The 16952-nt window shown below is 60.0% G+C and carries 21 protein-coding genes and 2 pseudogenes; 10 read left to right on the top strand and 13 right to left on the bottom strand.

Annotation, left to right across the window (positions count from 1 at the left end):
• Both B6V73_RS19965 and B6V73_RS19960 read right to left on the bottom strand, forming a co-directional pair.
• Positions 1–191, bottom strand: a 191-nt coding sequence (locus tag B6V73_RS19965; RefSeq protein ID WP_143597960.1) for a hypothetical protein, incomplete at its 3' end; no start/stop codon positions are given.
• Between the two features lie 38 nt (positions 192–229).
• Positions 230–1266: pseudogene (locus B6V73_RS19960) on the bottom strand (transposase); the annotation flags it as partial.
• A gap of 209 nt (positions 1267–1475) precedes the next feature.
• Between B6V73_RS19960 and B6V73_RS20630 the strand changes: the two are divergent.
• Positions 1476–1670, top strand: a complete 195-nt coding sequence (locus tag B6V73_RS20630; RefSeq protein ID WP_143597959.1) for a hypothetical protein — start codon at positions 1476–1478, stop codon at positions 1668–1670.
• Positions 1671–1703: 33 nt separating this feature from the next.
• Here the strand turns inward: B6V73_RS20630 and B6V73_RS19955 are convergent, their stop codons facing one another.
• The 10 genes from B6V73_RS19955 to corA form a co-directional block, all read right to left on the bottom strand.
• A complete protein-coding gene (locus tag B6V73_RS19955; protein WP_240504206.1) occupies positions 1704–2045 on the bottom strand; it encodes a hypothetical protein in 342 nt (113 codons plus the stop codon).
• Positions 2000–2260, bottom strand: a complete 261-nt coding sequence (locus tag B6V73_RS20625) for a hypothetical protein (protein ID WP_143597958.1) — start codon at positions 2258–2260, stop codon at positions 2000–2002. The genes B6V73_RS19955 and B6V73_RS20625 overlap by 46 nt, the downstream gene beginning before the upstream one ends.
• On the bottom strand, positions 2253–2639 hold the full coding sequence (locus tag B6V73_RS19950; RefSeq protein ID WP_075777611.1) for a DUF302 domain-containing protein: 387 nt from the start codon (positions 2637–2639) through the stop codon (positions 2253–2255). The genes B6V73_RS20625 and B6V73_RS19950 overlap by 8 nt, the downstream gene beginning before the upstream one ends.
• A gap of 22 nt (positions 2640–2661) precedes the next feature.
• The gene (locus tag B6V73_RS21365) at positions 2662–2784 is read right to left on the bottom strand and encodes a hypothetical protein (protein ID WP_276206807.1); all 123 of its coding nucleotides are present in this window, start codon (positions 2782–2784) and stop codon (positions 2662–2664) included.
• Between the two features lie 115 nt (positions 2785–2899).
• Entirely contained in the window at positions 2900–4429 is a 1530-nt protein-coding gene (locus B6V73_RS19945) for a multicopper oxidase domain-containing protein (RefSeq protein ID WP_240504205.1), read from the bottom strand.
• A gap of 92 nt (positions 4430–4521) precedes the next feature.
• Entirely contained in the window at positions 4522–7134 is a 2613-nt protein-coding gene (mprF, locus tag B6V73_RS19940) for a bifunctional lysylphosphatidylglycerol flippase/synthetase MprF (protein ID WP_088726268.1), read from the bottom strand.
• Between the two features lie 137 nt (positions 7135–7271).
• Positions 7272–7436, bottom strand: coding sequence for a S1C family serine protease (locus B6V73_RS20620; RefSeq protein ID WP_240504204.1), 165 nt, complete (start codon positions 7434–7436; stop codon positions 7272–7274).
• 257 nt (positions 7437–7693) lie between these two features.
• Positions 7694–8728 (bottom strand): IS110 family transposase, encoded by a 1035-nt coding sequence (locus B6V73_RS19935; RefSeq protein ID WP_088726267.1) that lies wholly within the window; start codon positions 8726–8728, stop codon positions 7694–7696.
• Between the two features lie 118 nt (positions 8729–8846).
• Positions 8847–9656 carry a trypsin-like peptidase domain-containing protein gene (locus B6V73_RS19930; RefSeq protein ID WP_346426037.1) on the bottom strand — a complete coding sequence of 270 codons (810 nt, stop codon included), beginning with the start codon at positions 9654–9656 and terminating at the stop codon, positions 8847–8849.
• A gap of 176 nt (positions 9657–9832) precedes the next feature.
• Positions 9833–11008, bottom strand: coding sequence for a magnesium/cobalt transporter CorA (corA, locus tag B6V73_RS19925; protein WP_143597956.1), 1176 nt, complete (start codon positions 11006–11008; stop codon positions 9833–9835).
• 12 nt (positions 11009–11020) lie between these two features.
• Here corA and B6V73_RS19920 point away from each other — a divergent pair, with 12 nt between their 5' ends.
• From B6V73_RS19920 to B6V73_RS19875, 9 genes and pseudogenes are all read left to right on the top strand, one after another.
• Entirely contained in the window at positions 11021–11920 is a 900-nt protein-coding gene (locus B6V73_RS19920; protein WP_088726265.1) for a mechanosensitive ion channel family protein, read from the top strand.
• A 500-nt stretch (positions 11921–12420) separates the two neighbouring features.
• The gene (locus B6V73_RS19910; protein WP_075777364.1) at positions 12421–13128 is read left to right on the top strand and encodes a DUF502 domain-containing protein; all 708 of its coding nucleotides are present in this window, start codon (positions 12421–12423) and stop codon (positions 13126–13128) included.
• Positions 13128–13751, top strand: coding sequence for a DedA family protein (locus tag B6V73_RS19905; RefSeq protein WP_088726264.1), 624 nt, complete (start codon positions 13128–13130; stop codon positions 13749–13751). The genes B6V73_RS19910 and B6V73_RS19905 overlap by 1 nt, the downstream gene beginning before the upstream one ends.
• A 41-nt stretch (positions 13752–13792) precedes the next feature.
• Positions 13793–14002, top strand: coding sequence for a hypothetical protein (locus B6V73_RS19900; RefSeq protein ID WP_088726263.1), 210 nt, complete (start codon positions 13793–13795; stop codon positions 14000–14002).
• Positions 14003–14012: 10 nt separating this feature from the next.
• Complete coding sequence (locus B6V73_RS19895; RefSeq protein ID WP_240504203.1) at positions 14013–14192, top strand: transposase; 180 nt, start codon at positions 14013–14015, stop codon at positions 14190–14192.
• Positions 14193–14230: 38 nt separating this feature from the next.
• Positions 14231–14395: pseudogene (locus tag B6V73_RS19890) on the top strand (transposase domain-containing protein); the annotation flags it as partial.
• Positions 14392–14919: a plasmid pRiA4b ORF-3 family protein gene (locus B6V73_RS21360; RefSeq protein WP_276206806.1), complete on the top strand. Its 528-nt coding sequence runs from the start codon at positions 14392–14394 to the stop codon at positions 14917–14919. The pseudogene B6V73_RS19890 and the gene B6V73_RS21360, both read left to right, overlap by 4 nt.
• Before the next feature lie 454 nt (positions 14920–15373).
• On the top strand, positions 15374–15619 hold the full coding sequence (locus tag B6V73_RS21255) for an ATP-binding protein (RefSeq protein WP_240504202.1): 246 nt from the start codon (positions 15374–15376) through the stop codon (positions 15617–15619).
• Positions 15606–16298 carry a VIT family protein gene (locus B6V73_RS19875; protein WP_088726262.1) on the top strand — a complete coding sequence of 231 codons (693 nt, stop codon included), beginning with the start codon at positions 15606–15608 and terminating at the stop codon, positions 16296–16298. Before B6V73_RS21255 ends, B6V73_RS19875 begins: the two co-directional genes overlap by 14 nt.
• A gap of 32 nt (positions 16299–16330) precedes the next feature.
• Here the strand turns inward: B6V73_RS19875 and B6V73_RS19870 are convergent.
• Positions 16331–16952, bottom strand: a 622-nt coding sequence (locus B6V73_RS19870) for a hypothetical protein (protein ID WP_206185625.1), incomplete at its 5' end; no start/stop codon positions are given.

Raw genomic sequence — 16952 nt, 5'->3', positions numbered from 1 at the left:
TGAAGGTCGGAAACCGCTTGCGGCGCGGTTTTGCCGCCGAGCGTGTCGCGCAACTGCCCGATCATCGCCTCGCAGGGCAGCGCATGGCCGGTCTTGTCGGTCACCGCGATGCCCGCGACTTTCTGCACGGCCCCGACTTCCGAGGGCACCGGATCGGCAAGCGCCGTCTGCAGCCCGTCAAGGCTCTGCATCACGCTCTTCGCGTTCGGCGACTTCGTTCGCAGGGCGGCGCCTTGGATAGGTGATTGCGCGCCGAGGTCATGAGTTGCGCGATTCTGCGCGCGGGCGGGCATTTCCCGTTGCCGGCCAGCATCGCGCTCTCAGCACGTCGCTGTCGCGTCGCCCATTCGCCGACGACCCGAAGGCTGCCGCCGTAGCCCGAGGCGCGAAGCCTGCGCCAGAGCTCTGTGGCATTGCGACACCCGGCGGCCCAATCATCCTCCAGCCGAGGCAACCAGGGGGGCAGGCTGTTTTGGCGCACTCGGAAGACATCGTCGCGCTCGCCACGCACGATCCGGCGGACGAGGCCACGGCTCAGCCTGTCGTCCGCACGATGCGCTTGATCGGAACACCTTCGCGGGACATGCGCCGGATGGTCTCGTTTGTATGCTGTCGGCGCTGGAAGCCATCGTATTGCAGGCGTTCGGCCGCAGTGAGCAGGGCGGGATCGACTTCGGTCGCGCCAACAGAGCGGCGGATCGTCGGCATGGACCGTCGCACCGCCGCCAGAAACGCCGCGCTGACGTTCTCGAGGAGGTACTAACGATCCGCCACCTGAACCGCTTGCGGCAAGGCGCGCGTGGCGGCACCGCCATAGCCGCCATTGCGGTTGCGGGCGACAACCTCGATTTGGGGCTGCCTTCTCAGCCATGCCTCAACAGTCGCCGGCTCCCTGTCGGGAAGTAGGTCGATGACCTGTCGTCGCTCGAGATCGCAGATCAAAGTGCCGTAGCGCTGGCCGCGCCGTCAAGCCCAGTCGTCGATGCCGATCACTCGTGGGGCGCTGACCGGTGGCCTCATCGCAATGCGGACGCTGCGCAAGAAGGTGTCCTTGCTCACCGGCAGGAGCAGTCGTGCGGCCAGGGCCTGAGCTGGCCTCCCTCCGTAGTGACTATGAACGCGTCAAGAAATCTCGCCGCATCTTGGGCAAGCGGCAGCTCCGCCCTCCGGGCGCACATGGATGAGCACCCTATCGTCAACCAGCTCGATCCGTTCCACCTTCAGCCCTCCGGGCAGGAACGCCCGTCGATCCATTCCACATGCCATGGGCAACCTCCCGCGAAGATCGCCCAAATGTAGCGCTGCAAGGAGTCAGCTGCACCAAATACGCGTCAAATCCCGAAAATGCTCCCCTTTGGCACGAACGCGCCGACCGAGACCATTCTGCAAACCCGCTCTGACCTAGGCTGAGATGTAAGGTCTTCTTGATTTTTTGACGATTTTATTGCATTCGAGAATGTCTCAAGGGGTACACTATGAAGTCTGAGGAACAATTTTCATTCGAGCAGCGCGCTGCCGAAAAAGCCGCCGCGCGCGCAAAAGATGAGCGCGATATCCGCTCAGGCGTCGTTTCAGCGGCGCAAGTCGCACACGAAAATGGCGGTGGTCGGCACAAGATTGAGCTTCTCGGCCCTTCCGCTCGCATGCAGAAATTAGCTTCTCAGTATTAGGCCCTGATCCTTTCAGAGGTAACCGGCCGGTTGCTACCGCGGCGATTGAGCCTTGATGCGGGCGACGAGATCGGCGTCATGGACGAAGTCGTCGAGGAACTCATGCCAAGTTTCGGGAGTGATGCGCGCGGCAGTGAGCATGTCTCGGAGTTCTTCGATGCCGCGGTCTGTGAGGGCCGTAATGGCCTCTTCCGAACTGGTATAAACGCTGATGATGTCACCGTAGGTCAGATTGTCGTCGTTGGAGACGATGGCTTCAAGCAACTCGCGGACTTCGCCGAGTATCTTCGCGACATAGTCGATCGTGCAGGCATGGGTGACGGTCGCCATCAGGCGGCCTCGGCCTGAGCGGCGGCGACCGGTGTCCAGTTCCATGGGAGTAGCTCGCGCAGCGGCACCACCCATGGTGTCAGCGGTTGCAGCACCGCAGGCGGGGCCGGACGTAAGGTCCGCGACCATTCCGATGACAGCCGATGCTCGGGGTCGGAAATCCGGCGGATCTCCAACGGACCGTCCGGGCCGGGCACCGAACACTCCGTCATCCCCGAAGCAATGCAAACCTCGGGCACGCTTCCGTCGTCTTCAGGCATTCCTGACCACGCCCGCCAGCATGTCGCGCACCTGCCCGGCGACGCGGGTCAGGTCAGGGTTGTCGATCGCCTGCATCGAGGCCACCGGATCGATGGCCGAGACCTCGACCCCGCCGTCGACCTCGCGCAGGATCACGTTGCAGGGCAGCATCGCGCCGACGCGCGGTTCCATCCCCAACGCCTGATGCGCCATCTTCGGGTTGCAGGCACCGAGGATGCGATAGCCGGCCATGTCCTCGCCCAGCTTCTTCTTCATCGTCGCCTGAACGTCGATCTCGGTCAGCACGCCGAAACCGGCCTCGGTCAGCGCCGCGCGCACGCGCTCGTCGGCTGCGTCCATGGTCGCGCCGTCGAGTTTTCGGTCCATCGTATAGCTCATTTTCCCTCTCCTTCGTTCTGCGTCACTTGTGCAGGTATTTGACCAGCGCGGCAATCGCCAACACCACGAGGACAAGGATCACAAGCGACCAGACGCCGCTGTAGCCCATGCCAAAGCCCATTCCAGTTCCCATGCCGGATCCCATTTTCAGCTCCTTTGTTTGGGTACATAACCAGTGCTATTTTTCGGACATAGAGATTCCAGCAACTGGAAGCTCAAGAGGTAGAGCAATTTTTTTCACGCACTGGAGGCCTCCAGGATCAGGCAACCGTGAACTGTGCCATCATTCCCGCGTCTTCGTGTTCGAGAATGTGACAATGCAGCATAAAAGGCGTCGCGGCATCGGCCTTCTGGTCGACCCGCACGAGGATCTCGGCGCCACGCCCATCGACCACAACGACATCCTTCAGCCCTTCGGTCGCCGGGTCCACGCGTTGCCCGCCGCGAGAGACGACCTGGAAAGAGGTCCCGTGGACATGGAAGGGGTGGATCATCATCGGAGCCGAAATCCGCCAAAGCTCGGTTTCGCCGGCGCGCAACTCGGCATCGATCCGGCCCATATCATAGGAATTGCCGTTGATGCCCATGATCGAACCGGAACTCCCGATCAACCTGTTGAACATGGACCCCATCATCGAGCCTGCGTGCATGTCCAGCCGGAAGTTGCGGGTGCGGACGGGGGCGCCGAAATCCATAGGCGGCGCGGGCAGGCTGTCGGGAAGGGTGGCCGGCCCGGTTGCCGGCGTCACGCCGGGTGCGAACGTCATGATCTCGATCGCGCCGCCGGGCCTTGCATTGCCGCCCATCATGCCGCCCCCGCCCATCATGCCGCCGCCCATCATGCCACCCTGGGCGATGTCGGCACTGACCAGGCGGACGGGCGCGGTGTCCGCGCTGAAATCGACGACGATCTCGGCGCGTTCGGCCGGGGCCAGCGCGATACGGCTTTTTGCCACAGGCGCCGGCAACAGTCCGCCGTCGCTGGCGACCTGGTGAAACCGGCGTCCATCGGCAAAGGCGAAATCGTAGAACCGCGCGTTCGAGCCGTTGAGCAGGCGCAGGCGCACCAGGCCCCGCGGCACGTCGGCCACCGGCTGCACGGCACCGTTCACGCAGATCGTGTCACCAAGAAAGCCGCCCATTAGTGTCATGCCCGAAGTGTCGTAGACCAGCCGCCCGGCCCGGTCGAAACTGCGGTCCTGCACAACCAGAGGCAAATCGTTGACACCATAGTCCGACGGAAGGCCGTTGGGAGCTGCCGGATCCTCGACCAGCAGGAAACCGGCCAGGCCGTGATAGACTTGCGGGCCTGTCTTGCCGTGAACATGGCTGTGGTACCACAGCGTCGCCGCCGGGTGATGCACGTCGAACCGAGCCGCCCAGGATTGCCCGGGGTCAAAGGCCACCTGCGGGCCACCGTCCATGGTGCCGGGCACATGGGCGCCGTGCCAGTGGGCGGTGATCTGGTCATCGGTGCGGTTGACCACGTCGATCTGCGCGCTTCGCCCGCGCCGCACGTGCAAGGTGGGCCCAAGGTAATCCAGCTCGTATCCAAGCGTCGGCGTCTGCGTTCCCGGCACGAAGGCGTGGCTGCCCGCCCGTGCCGTCAGCGTCACCGGCTGAGACCCATCTGCATCAACCAGCGGCGGGATCGGCAGCGGGGCGCCACCTTCAGCGGCAAAGGCCCGCCCGGTCAAAAGAAAGGGCGCCGCGATCAGCGAAAATCCTCCCAAGAGGACTTCGCGGCGGTCAATTCCCTGGTCGGGGCAGTCGGATTCATTCGAGGACAAGGGGTTTCTCCAGTTTTCGCCGTATAGGGTAAATCAAAACAAATTCACATTGCAGAACATAATTGTCCGACAGCATTGTCGACCGGCTCCGATCAAACTTCCGCCTTCTTCTTCCCTATCGTGCTGCGGAGACCACCGCCGATCAGCGACACCACGTCGGTCGCCACGCCGAGGACATTCGCGCGGGGGGGCAGCGCGATGTAGACGGGACGCCAGTCGGGATCGAATTTCTCCTTGAAGTTGCGCAGGCCTTCGAAATCGTAGAACTGCCGTCCGTGGCTATAGACAAACGCGCCGAGGCGTGTCGTGAGCTTGGCGCCGCGGCGTGCCTCGAGGCCCGAAAGCGGGGCATTGCCGAGGCTGAACTCGCGATATCCCTCGGCTTTGAAATGCAGCATCAGTTCGATGAACAGAAAATCCATCAGTCCCGATGGCGCGTCATCGACCTGGCGCATGAGATCGATCGTGGCCTTGTCTTTCGTCTCGGTCAGCCAGAGGTTGGCAAACGCGACAATCCGGCCTTCAAAAGAAACAGTTGCAATAGGGAATTGCGCCAGGCGCTCGGCGTCAAAGGCGCCGACAGAAAAGCCCTTCTCGCCGCCGGATTTCGATGCGAGCCATTCGTCGGAGATGGCCTTGAGCGTTGCCATCGTCGCAGCCGGGACTGGAGCAGGGATGACGTCAAAGCTCAGCCCATCTCGCAGCGCGCGGTTATGCACGGTGCGCAATTTCTTACGGTGCGGTCCTTCCAACCCGAAGTCGGGCAGCCTTACAACCGCCTCTTCGCCCATCTTGATCAGCGAGAGCCCCATGTCGAGCCACAGCGGCACGGATGTTGCCGAGACGGAATAGAAAACGGGGCGAGCATTCGCAGCGTAGGCGGCATCGTGGAATTCCCAGACGAGTTGGGCGAACTCATCGGGATCGCCGAACGGTTCGTGCAGGGCGATCCAGGTGCGTCCCTGGATGCGATACATGAGAAACGACTTTCCGCTTTCCGATAACAACAGCGACTTGTCTCCGGTCAGCGCGATGTTGGCTTCTGGATCGTCCTGCCCCTTGATGATCTCCCGCGCGCGTTCCAGATCCTCCGCCGTCGCGAGATCATGCGAGAAGGAGCCCGGCCTGAGCGCAAAAACAAGAGTCATCAAAGCGAGAGCGAGGACGCCAACCAGTGCTGCACGAAGGGCGCGCGGCGCCGATTGATCCGCCGCAAACTGCCACCAGAGTTCGTGTGCATAAGGTGTGGCCTTGTGTGCAAAAAACAGGACGGCTATGACGGCGATGGCAAGGCCGACCATCATGATGATCCAGCGCGGGCTCAGGACGTTTCGGGTCAATCTGGTCGACCGGTAAAACTCGCGGCGTGTCGGCACGAGAATGACGAGTGCCAAGCCAAGTACCAGTGCCTGTTCGTAATCGAGACCGTGGGCCAGGCTTGCCGCGATGCCGCTACCAAGGACCCCGATCGCCAACCACCAGGCCCCTTCGACGCGGCGGAGCAGGCCGTGAGCGATGATCACGAGAGCCGCGCCCAGGATACTGGACATAAGCGCGCCGCCTTCGACAAATGCCAAGGGCAAAAGATCTTCGTACTCCTGAGCAAGATCGCTGGTGGGTGGGATCAGGGTCGATGCCAGCATGAAGGCACCAGACCCGAAGACCATAGCGGAGATTGCAAGCGGCATGACAGCGCTGACCGACTTAAAGACGGGTGCAAGGCTTTGCATCACCGGTCCGAGGGTGCGCCCGCTTGCCATTCGGGCCTCGGTGAAGGAGAGCAGGATCAGCGCGGCAACGAACGGGACGAGATAGTAGATGAGTCGGTAGAGCAGTAGGCCCGCCGCCGCCTGGTCGACTGGAACTGAGGCGGGCAGGGCGGCTATGATAACGGTCTCGAATACGCCCACGCCGCCGGGCACATGGCTGAGCACGCCTGCGAAGATGGCAGCGGCAAACACAGCGAGGAAGGTTGCGAAGCCCAAGTCGCTGGCTGGCAGCAACACGTAGAGCGTTGTCCCGGCCAGGAGAATATCGATGCCCGTGAAGAGGATCTGCCCCAACATGATGTTGAGCGAAGGCGCTCGCAAGGAAACCCCACGGACCGTGACCTCGGGTTTGCGAAGAGCTAGGAAGGACAGAAATATCAGGCAGAGTGAAACGATTGCGACAGAGCCCCAGCGGATCGTCGTGGCATTGAGTGCGGTAAGCGAATCCAGAGCATGGGGATGATAGGCAAGCGCGCCGAACCCGATCAGCGTCGCCCCGAACCCGAAGGCAAGTGACCCGAAGACCGCGATACCGGCGATGTCATATGCTGATAGCCCAAGCGCGGAATAGATGCGGTATCGCACCGCACCGCCCGTGACAGGCCCTGCCCCAATCGTATTTCCCAGGGCATATCCGAGAAACCCGCCGGTGAAGATGACGGGCAGGGGGAGATTCTTGCCGAGATAGCGCAAGGCTGACCAGTCATAGCCGACGAGCGCCGTATATCCGCCGGCCGTGCATAGCAAAGCGACGACAACGATGTGCCAGGGCGCGCCCCGTATCTGTGCGACCACATCCTGTAAATTGACCGGTTTCAGAAGATGATAGAGTGCCCAGGCACCACCTGCGAACAGTGCCGCTGTCAGCAGATAAGGCAGCAGTGGTTTGATGCGGGCCCACAGCCATTCGGTGGAAATATCTTCTGAAACCGTCACGTCTGTCCCTCGAATCATTTGTCTGTATGGATCTTTTTAGCCTGCCCCGGCGACAATTACACCGGGGCAGGCCGCCCTCCGTGAGTGGGGACCTTTACGCTGCCGAAGGGGGGAATCCCGACGGCGCAAAGCGGAGGTCAGGCGTCCTGTGCGATCGCCCGGTTGGCAAGCGTGACGTCAAGGGTCATCCGCTCGCCCTTGCGCAGGCCTACGATCGTTGAAGCGGTGTCCGGCGCGGTGCTTGCCACGGCACGGGTCAGATCGCGGGCTTCCTTGATTTCGGTTCCATCGAAGCTGAGCACGATATTGCCCGCTTCTCTAATTGGGTGTCTGGGTCAAGCTCGTTTTCCTTCTTATGAGGGATCGCGTATCCGGGTCACGCTTCTCTTCGCAGTCTGGTTTGGCGTTCGAAGGGCGCCGCTGCATGCATGTGTCGGATTGGTAGTGGAGAGCCCCGCTTTCCGGCGCGCTTCAAGTTGCGCAGCAGACATTTTCGGCTTCATCCACACACCTCGTCCGGATGGACGATCCCGTTCAGGTTAGGTGGTGGGCTATTGGGTCATGCCTGGCCTCCCACTTTTTCCTGACGGAACTCTGTGCCGTCGATCCACATCCGATGTAAAAGGACGGCCAGTTTGCGAGCCACCGCGACGACGGCACGGCGGCGGCCTTTGGTGCGCATGAGGCGCATGCCCCAAGACTTGATCTGCGATCCGGCCATCGTTCGCATAAGCAACGCATTTGCGGCAGCGTAGAGCGTCGCTCGGACATTCTGATCACCGGCTTTGGAGATGCGACCTGGGTTGTCGTGTTCGCCGGACTGGTATCGCCTCGGCGTGAGACCAAAGTGCGCGGCTACTGTGCGAGATCGTTTGAACCGATTGGGATCATCGACCGCTGCTTTGAAAGTCAGAGCAGCGATCGGGCCTACACCAGGCACCGTCATCATCCGCATGCAGACCTCGTCTTGCGACGCCGCACGCTTCACCCGTCGATCCAGTTCAAGATAATGCTGGAACAGGACGGCACGTGCATCGAGCAACGGAATGACCGCGTGCGCGAGAACTTCATCCATCTCGATCATGGGCCTCACGAGACCGTCGAAGCTACCGTGCTTGACGGTCCGGGGAAGGCGAACACCGAATATCTTCAGCAATCCACGCACTTCGTTTGCCAAGTCCATTGTTTTCTTCAGCAAGGCCTTTCTGGTGCTCAGCAGGGCCCGTAGCCCGTGCGCCTCCCGGCTCTTCATATGCACCGGGCTGAACCAACCCGTCCGCAAAATCTGGGCAATGCCCTTGGCGTCCGTCTTGTCTGTCTTGTTCCGCATCGCTGAAAGTGCGGCACTGACCTGGCGAGCTTCCATGCACACGATCTCGAAACCCATGTTTTGCAGGCCGAAGAAAAGGTGCTGGCTCAGCGCGCCAGCCTCAAAGCCGATCCGCACGATTGGGGCGCCGAACACATTCAGGAAGTTGGCGATTTCGTCGACCTCACACGGGAGCTCTCGCTCCATGCAAACCTTGCCACGACCGTCCACAATGCAAAGCGCGCAAGACCGAAGCGACACATCCAAACCAACGAAGTATTCCATTTTCTGTCTCCCTATTCTCACAGCAATGCTGAGATATTATCGGGAGCTCGACCTTAGAGCAGGGTCAGCCCAATTACGCATGCTTTCAGCCCGGCTTTCTCGGCCGGCGTGCCTGCGATCACTTATTCGACCTGATGCCCTGGCCGGCATCGAGACCGAGAACCTCAGCGACTTCCTCGCTCACAGGCTTTATCTGCACGCCGAGCCAGCCGCGGTCGATCTGACCGTCATCCTGCAGGTCTGCGACAATCTTTGAGACAAGGTCTGACGGAACGGCGAAGCCGATCCCCGCACTGCCGCCATTCGGCGAAAAGATCGCCGTGTTGACCCCGATCACTTCGCCCTGGTCATTGAAGAGCGGTCCGCCCGAGTTGCCGCGGTTGATGGCGGCATCGGTCGGGATGAACTCATCAAAGGGGCCGGCGTTGATATTCCGATCCTTTGCCGAGACGATCCCGGTCGTGACCGTTCCGCCGAGGCCGAGGGGATTGCCCACGGCTATCACCTCGTCACCGACGCGCATGGCGTCAGAAGACCCGAATGCCACAGTCGGCAGGCCGGTGCCCTTGATATCCAGTAGCGCGATGTCGGTCAGACGGTCAGCCCCGACAACGGTGGCCTCATGCTCGGACCCATCATCAAACTTGACGGTCACGGTCGTCGCACCGTCGATGACGTGGTTGTTGGTGACGATCAGACCGTCGCTGGAGATGATGAAGCCCGACCCAAGGCCCTGCCGTTCGGGCGAGCCTGGAATTTCCGGCATTTGAGGCATCTGGTCGCCGAAACGACGATGGAATTCCTTGAAGAACTCGTCGTTCGGAATGCCGCCTTCCGCATCGGCGGGCGTGACTTTCGTGCTGACTTCCACGAGAACGACCGCCGGGCTGAACTGCTCGATGAGGGCGGCATAGCCGCCGGTGGGCACTGCGAAAGCCGTGTAGGTGCAAAGGCCACGAGACCGCTGCTGCGATGGCTAACGTTGTACCGGCACGCACCATTGATATTCCTCGAGACTTGTGCACCTCCATCTCGGGTGTGATGATGGAGCCGGCACCTCGAGCAGTTTGCGATGACGGCGATTAAAGGAATTTGTAACGTGACTTATCGGTCATCCTCGCGTGACCGCCGGACCCTCCGAAATATCCAGCCTAGTCGCCAGAAGAGAAATGTCATTGCTCCCGCAGAAGCAGCCATCAGGCCGAGGGCATAGACATACCCAAACTTCCATCCCAGCTCGGGCAGATTATAGGGCGAAGCTCGGTCGAAATTCATCCCATAGAGTCCGGCAATGAATGTCATCGGTATGAATACCGTCGCGATCATCGTCAGGACCTTCATCACCTCGTTCATCCGGTTTGAAATTGACGACAGCTGCAGATCCACAAGGCCTTGGGCCGTTTCCCGGTAAACTTCGACCATGTCGAGCAATTGAAAGGCGTGATCGGAGCAATCTCGGAGATATGGTAGAAGCGCCTCGTCGACCTGCGGCGTGTCATCGCGTTGCAGCGCGGCAAGCGCCTCACGCATCGGCCAGAGCGCGTGCCGCAAATCGAGAAGTTCGCGCTTCAGGAGATGGATGTCGCGTACAGCGCCGTCTCCGGGCTCCTCCAAAATGCGTTCCTCCAGCCCTTCAACCAAATCGCCATAACGTTCCAGGATCGGGAAATAGGTATCTACGATGGCATCAATCAGCGCATATAAGAGATAGGCGCTCGATCCTCGTATGCGCCCGGCCCCGCCTGCAAGGCGCTTGCGGACTCCCTCGAAACAGTCGCGTGGACCCTCACGCAGGGTCAGGACGAAATCAGGTCCAAGGAGCAGTGTGATCTGGTCGGCAACGAACGGCGGGCCGGACACTGGCATGCGCAGCACCGTTAAAACAAGGTCACCATCGAAATCGGTGTGGGACCGTTGGTCAAGGTGGAAAAGATCGGCGATGGCAAGCTCGCTCAGGCCGAAATCTGCGCCCAGCTCCGCGATTGCCAAATGGTCCTTCAACCCGCAGATGTCGATCCAGAGCAATTCGCCTTCATGCTTGTCGGGCCGGTTGGTTTCCACTGCGTAGCCGTCCAGACCATAGCGATACCAGGTCACCTGTGTTTCATGCGCATCCTTGGGTGGCTCGATCGCAACCGGTGAAGTCCCAACACTGCGGGATTGCCGCCTCGTTCTTCGATCCTGAACCGTGCGTAAGGCAGTCAAGAGCGAGTTTTTGTCGATTGGATTTCTCATTTCATCACTGTTTTCAAAAGAGTGCTCATCGTCAATAGTATGCACTGGAGGCACCTCATGAATTGGCAGACATTGCAACCTTGGTTGTCAAAGCTTCATCCGGACACTTGGTCGGGCGCGATGGTGCTTGCTGTCCTGTTCTTTATTGGCGGGCTCATTTTGTCCCGGGTTATACGTCGGGCGATCCGATTGATCATGGAGCGCGACCGAGACCAACGGATCGACCGCATGGCCGCGTCGTTTCTGTCAAAGGTCGCGAGCGTCTTCGTCTGGATCGTGATCCTGATGCTCTACGCGCACATGATCCCGGCGCTGGACCGTCTCAGTACCGCGCTTCTGGCAAGTGTCTCTGTCGCTTCGATCGTCATCGGTCTTGCCGCACAATCGACGCTTGCCAATTTCGTTGCCGGTCTCAGCCTGATCTTCTACCGGCCGTTTCGGCTGGGCGATCGTATTCAGCTCAATGCACCCACAGGGCTGGAGACCGGAATCGTCGAAGACGTGTCACTGGGCTACACCGTTCTGCAGACATTTGACAATCGCCGCGTGATTATCTCGAACTCGGTCATATCGAACACAGTGATGGTCAACCTGACGGCCGTGCACCCGCGTGTCATGGCCATCGTGCCGTTCTCGATCAGCTATGATGCGGACATCGACAAGGCGCGGGCAATCGCCTTGGAGTTGGCCGAGGCCCATGAGCAGGTGGAAGAGATCGTGGCCTGCCCGGTTATGTCGCTGGGCGCGTCAAGCGTGGACATGAATTTGAGGGTTTGGTGCGCGGATCCGGCAATAGCCGCAGGGGTCAAATCCGATCTGACGGAGCAGATCAAAAAACGGTTCGACGCCGAGGGAATCGAAATCCCCTATGCCTACCAGAATGTTATCGTGAAGTCGCTTCCTGGATTAGCCGCTTCTGACCAGTCGGAGCAGGAAAACGAAAACAGTCAAGAGTAGGAGTGCCAGCGTCGCAGAAAAGAGGACTTCGATCCGACCGAAAGACAGGCGATCCAGGCGTTGCGCATCGATCTGTTGGCGGATCACCAAGAACCTTAGCGATGCCAGAAGTACTAGCGTGGCGCTCAGCAGAACAAGTGCAAGGCCGGCCTAGGTATGGTTTGGAGTGGATGGCAGCCTTTCTACCAGAATCCGAAAGCCAGCAATGGCGATAGCGGTGCGTATCCACGCTAGATAAGTTCGCTCGTTCGTGGCATGGTCTTGAAACTTCTATATCATTTTTCAAGTCCGCACTTTCTCGCTTCTGCTTGGCACCACCTTACACCTTTTCGACCATCGCGAAATGCCGTGCCGGTCGCGATCGACGGTAAGAGATTGCTCGCGCTGCCATGGCGAGGCAGGTGGCGCCGCAGCTCCCCAGAATTTAAGCTTGATCTTGTGAGCATCATTCTTGTCACTGGCGAAACGCGGGCCTCAACCTCGAGGAGGGAACTAGTGAGATGAATCCATTGCGGTATGTTTGGGAAAAGGGCATAGCCAGCGCGTTTCTGACCGGCCTGTTCGTTTTGCTTCCGGTTATCCTGACGTTTTTGGTCATCGAATGGATCATAACGAAACTGCGGGGAGCCCTTGGGCCTGGCAGTTTCGTTGGCGATCTCTTGACTTCCGGGGGAACTAGCCTGGTTGGCCCGGGGCACCAGACCATTGCTTTTTGGCTCGGACTCGCCATTGCGCTCTTGGGGGTCTGGGCGCTCGGCGTTCTGGTCAAGGCGCAGGCAAAGCGCCAGCTCACGACGTGGATCGACACCTTGTTCTCACGGGTGCCGTTGGTGAAAACGATCTACAAACCGGTGAGCCAGGTCGTTCGCATGCTGAATACGGACGAAGGTGATGAGTTCAAAGGCATGTCGGTGGTCATGTGCCGTTTCGGTGGTGAGCAGGGCGCCGAAGTTCTGGCGCTTCTGACTTCCCAGGAAGTCTATGTCGTTGACGGCAACAGGCGGCGGCTAGTGTATCTACCGACGTCGCCAATACCCATGTCCGGCGGGCTTGTCTTCGTCGCCGAGGACGCGGTCAGTTCGGTGCCGGGCGTGGAAGCAGACGACTTGATGAAGATATATTTCTCGATGGGAGCGCTTATGCCCGAGGAAGGGCAGGGCGGCTTGCCACGCGCAATCGAGAACAAGTTGAAGGGCCTGAAAGTCTGATGCTTTGGATCAAGGATCATCTTCTCGCTTTAGTTGAGCAGTATGGAGTGATTGCACTTTTCTTCTCGATCACGCTGGAGACGCTCGGACTTCCCTTGCCGGGCGAAAGCGCCCTCGTCGCATCCTCGGCCGCCGCCGGGGCCGGCAAGCTCAGCATATGGCACGTTGTGATTGCGGCATATGCCGCGGCAGTTCTTGGCGACAATATCGGCTATCTCATCGGGCACAGATACGGTAAAGCCGTTATTCTGCGCTATGGCGCGCGCATCGGCATTACACATGACAAATACATGCGTGTGGAGGAGATCACGGCAAAGTACGGGCCTTTCATGGTCATCGCCGCGCGATTCATTGTGCTCCTGCGACAGTTGAACGGCCTTGTGGCCGGATCGTCAGGCATGCACTGGGCAAAGTTTCTGATCGCCAATCTGATCGGCGCAGCACTCTGGGTCGGTTTGTGGTCTACGCTGGCATACAAGTTTGGTCATGATGTCTCGATCGTTCCCTGGATTTGGAATCATTTGTCCTTGATTGCGATGGTGGTGTTTCCACTGCTTCTACTCTTGATAGCGGTGCTATACTGGCGCGTTCGTTGGAGAAAGCACGACATTACCGAGAATTGATTCACGCGTCAGGCAGCCGTGTTCATGCTGGCCCATTTTTCATGTCTAAAGAAATAAGGAGGCTTCGCGAGGAACGGATCAAATCATTTGCCGCCAGCGCCCTGATCGCTCAGACCCTATTTGCTGGCGTCGGCATCATGGCCATGGGTGTTGTCATCGTTCTGGGCGGAGCGTTCGATCTGGCCCTGCCGCTTGCAGATTCGTATCCCTCCGGCGGAGGCCGTCTGACGTGGTTTCTGCGTCGGTGCTAAGTCCGACCTTATGGCCGCCCATACGTTCAGACCTGAGATTGAAGTTCTCTTTGCTGCGGACGTGCCGCGTCGGCGACACTGGGACGATGCGGACAAGATCCGGATCGTGGAAGAGAGCTTCCTGGGCCATCGTCAGGCTTCGGCAACGGCGCGACGGCATGGTGTGTCGCGTTCTCTGCTGACGATATAGCGTCGACAGTATCGGGCTGGCGAACTCGGCATCGAGACGCCGCCTTCATGTATTCGCTGATCGTCACCGCGAAGATGAACGATGTCGATCCTCAGGCCTGGCTCGGCGACGTCCTCGCCCGGCTGCCTGGCACGACAGCCTCCAGGGTGCCGGAACTGCTGCCCTGGAACTGGTCCCCGACGCGACAAAGGATGGCCGCATGACCCTGATCGCCCGCCTCCGAATCATCCTGTACGAAGTCGAGCCAATGCCGATGCGCCATATCGAGGTGCCGCTGAAGATCAGACTCGACCGGCTGCATGAAGTCATCCAGGCGGCGATGGGCTGGACCGACACCCATCTCTACGAGTTCCGGGTGGGTGATGCCGGTTGGGGCATGCCCGACCAGACCGCCACCAGGACGATCCAGTATGTCTACGACTTCGGTGATAACTGGGCCGCAGATCCGGATCGAGCGGGTGGGCGAGGCCACCCAGGGCGTGACCTATCCACGGCTGCTGAAGGCCACCGGGGCCTGCCCGCCCGAGGACGTCGGCGGCGCCTGGGCTTCGAGGAATTCCTCGAAGCGCTCGCCGATCCCGATCATGAGCAACACGAGGACATGGTCCAATGGTCGGGTGGGGACTTCGACGCCGAAGATGTCGGGATCGACAGCATCGTCGAAAGCTTCGACCGGCTTGCCAGGAAATGGGCCCCGCCGCCTCGCAAACCCCAGGCAGAGACGTAAGCGAAGCCAGCGCCCGCGGCCTACGCCGGATGGTTACGCAGATTCGAGCTCGATGGCAGAAGCCGAGAGATGCGCTGCAGAGGTGCGCCTGGAAAATTGCTGACGCTGAGCCTGTGGTCGCGTGACGACTACAGAAAAACATGCGCGACAACGGCGGGGAAATCCAGCTTGAACAAGGACGCTTTCGGCCTTGGGGGTCGGGCTAACGACGAAACCGAAAGCATCGTGAAGACCTTTCAATCGCTTTTGCAGATCTCTCACATCGAAGATGGCTTCTCGAGGAAGCACTTCTTAATGGTGGATGTCGCGGCCTTGGCGCGGACATCTTGGGAGATGTATGAGCCGACTGCCGAAACAACCGGTCATAATCTAAGCTGTGACGTCCCGAATGCGCCGCTCTTCGTCTCTGACAACAAGTCTCTGTTGGGCCAGGTGTTTGCCAAATTGATTGAAAATGCGCTCCGCCACACCGGTGAGCGACACTGGCCCCGGCATTCCTGCCGAAGAACTTGAAAATATGCTTCGGCGTCTCTATCGGCTGGAGCGGAGCCGCACGACACCCGGCAGCGGGTTGGGCCTTAGCCTGGTCGCCGCGATCATCCACATGCATGACGGCGAACTGCGCCTGGAAGACAATGTGCCTGGCTTCAGAGTCGAAATCGATTTGAAGGAGGTCGGGAAAAACCATGCTGGCGCATAAGGATTTACATTTCAGCGGTCGCTCGGGGTGGCTGAGAGCTGCGGTCCTCGGGGCCAACGATGGGCTCTTGTCGACGGCAAGCATCATCGTCGGGGTCACTGCGGCTTCGGCAGCGACTGGACCAGTGCTGGTCGCTGGTCTGGCCGGTCTTGTTGCGGGCGCCCTGTCGATGGCCGCAGGGGAATATGTGTCCGTAAGCTCGCAAGCGGACAGCGAAAATGCAGACTTGGAGCGCGAGGCAAGTGAACTCGCACGAAACGCCGATGGCGAATTCGACGAACTTGTTGGCATTCTGCGTACGCGTGGCATGTCCGATGCAACCGCGCACCAGGCCGCAACCGAAATGACCGAACATGACACACTTGCCACCCATGCGCGTGAAGAAATCGGTCTGAGCGATACGCTGATCGCCCGCCCGCTTCAGGCGGCGGCCGCATCTGCCGCAGCGTTCCTGGTCGGAGGATTGCCGCCACTGATAGTGGCTGCGATTGTCCCATTCGCGAGCGTTGCTGTCGCGGTTTCGCTGGTTGCCTTGGCGATGCTCTTCGGCCTCGGGGCGGCTGGGGCCAGGCTCGGTGGTGCACCGGTTGGTCGCGCCGCGCTCCGTGTCGCCTTCTGGGGCGTGATTGCCATGACCGCGACTTATGCAATTGGCGCGCTGTTCGGAACGCGCCTTTAATTTGCTGCTGCAACCCGAATGCTGATGTCACCTTAAGCGGGTCGTCCGGTGGTTTTCTTTCGTCGGATCAACAAGCCCGCGCCGAAACCGAGCAAAAGCGCGATCACATGTCCGATGTCTGTGAGTGGTTCGAAGTCGACGGCGATCTTTACCGAGATCCCGAGCAGAACAGCGAAGCACAAGCGCCAACGATACCGCGCGCCCGCGATTGCAAGCCCTGCGAGGCCAAACCCGCCCATGGACATGCCAACATCGTTGAGGGCTGAGACATCGGACAGGCTCGGAAGCACCCAGACAGCAGTCAAAAGGACGAGGGTCGATCCGATATCAAGCCCGAAGAATGTGGCCGCCGTACCGACGCTGCCTCTGACCCTTGCGGTGTATCCGAGTGTGAGCGCCGCAAAGACGACTTGCCTGAAAAACATCTCAACATCGTGAGAGAGAAACGTGCCGGTGAGCAGGCGGGCAAAATCGCCGCTCCACACCGATTCCTGCCCGATACCCCAGAACTCGAGCATTTCGTCTGGCAGTTCACCATGGCTCTGTTGCACAAATCCGGTGTGGGATTCATCTCGTAAATCCAGCGTGGTAGCTGGCATGCATGAGCAGACCGACACCACCGACCTACAAGACCAGGAACTGGCCAGCCTATAA

The organism is Thioclava sp. JM3 (assembly GCF_002213185.1).
GTDB lineage: Bacteria > Pseudomonadota > Alphaproteobacteria > Rhodobacterales > Rhodobacteraceae > Thioclava > Thioclava nitratireducens.
This window is presented reverse-complemented; position numbering and strand designations above follow the sequence as displayed.

What these genes read in the sequence shown, in the direction of transcription:
- B6V73_RS20630 (WP_143597959.1), top strand. Translation starts at nt 1,476, where the DNA reads ATGAAGTCTGAGGAACAATTTTCATTCGAGCAGCGCGCTGCCGAAAAA.
- B6V73_RS19955 (WP_240504206.1), bottom strand. Translation starts at nt 2,045, where the DNA reads ATGGAACTGGACACCGGTCGCCGCCGCTCAGGCCGAGGCCGCCTGATG.
- B6V73_RS20625 (WP_143597958.1), bottom strand. Translation starts at nt 2,260, where the DNA reads ATGCCTGAAGACGACGGAAGCGTGCCCGAGGTTTGCATTGCTTCGGGG.
- B6V73_RS19950 (WP_075777611.1), bottom strand. Translation starts at nt 2,639, where the DNA reads ATGAGCTATACGATGGACCGAAAACTCGACGGCGCGACCATGGACGCA.
- B6V73_RS21365 (WP_276206807.1), bottom strand. Translation starts at nt 2,784, where the DNA reads ATGGGATCCGGCATGGGAACTGGAATGGGCTTTGGCATGGGCTACAGC.
- B6V73_RS19935 (WP_088726267.1), bottom strand. Translation starts at nt 8,728, where the DNA reads ATGGAATACTTCGTTGGTTTGGATGTGTCGCTTCGGTCTTGCGCGCTT.
- B6V73_RS19920 (WP_088726265.1), top strand. Translation starts at nt 11,021, where the DNA reads ATGAATTGGCAGACATTGCAACCTTGGTTGTCAAAGCTTCATCCGGAC.
- B6V73_RS19910 (WP_075777364.1), top strand. Translation starts at nt 12,421, where the DNA reads ATGAATCCATTGCGGTATGTTTGGGAAAAGGGCATAGCCAGCGCGTTT.
- B6V73_RS19905 (WP_088726264.1), top strand. Translation starts at nt 13,128, where the DNA reads ATGCTTTGGATCAAGGATCATCTTCTCGCTTTAGTTGAGCAGTATGGA.
- B6V73_RS19900 (WP_088726263.1), top strand. Translation starts at nt 13,793, where the DNA reads ATGTCTAAAGAAATAAGGAGGCTTCGCGAGGAACGGATCAAATCATTT.
- B6V73_RS19895 (WP_240504203.1), top strand. Translation starts at nt 14,013, where the DNA reads ATGGCCGCCCATACGTTCAGACCTGAGATTGAAGTTCTCTTTGCTGCG.
- B6V73_RS21360 (WP_276206806.1), top strand. Translation starts at nt 14,392, where the DNA reads ATGACCCTGATCGCCCGCCTCCGAATCATCCTGTACGAAGTCGAGCCA.
- B6V73_RS21255 (WP_240504202.1), top strand. Translation starts at nt 15,374, where the DNA reads ATGCGCTCCGCCACACCGGTGAGCGACACTGGCCCCGGCATTCCTGCC.
- B6V73_RS19875 (WP_088726262.1), top strand. Translation starts at nt 15,606, where the DNA reads ATGCTGGCGCATAAGGATTTACATTTCAGCGGTCGCTCGGGGTGGCTG.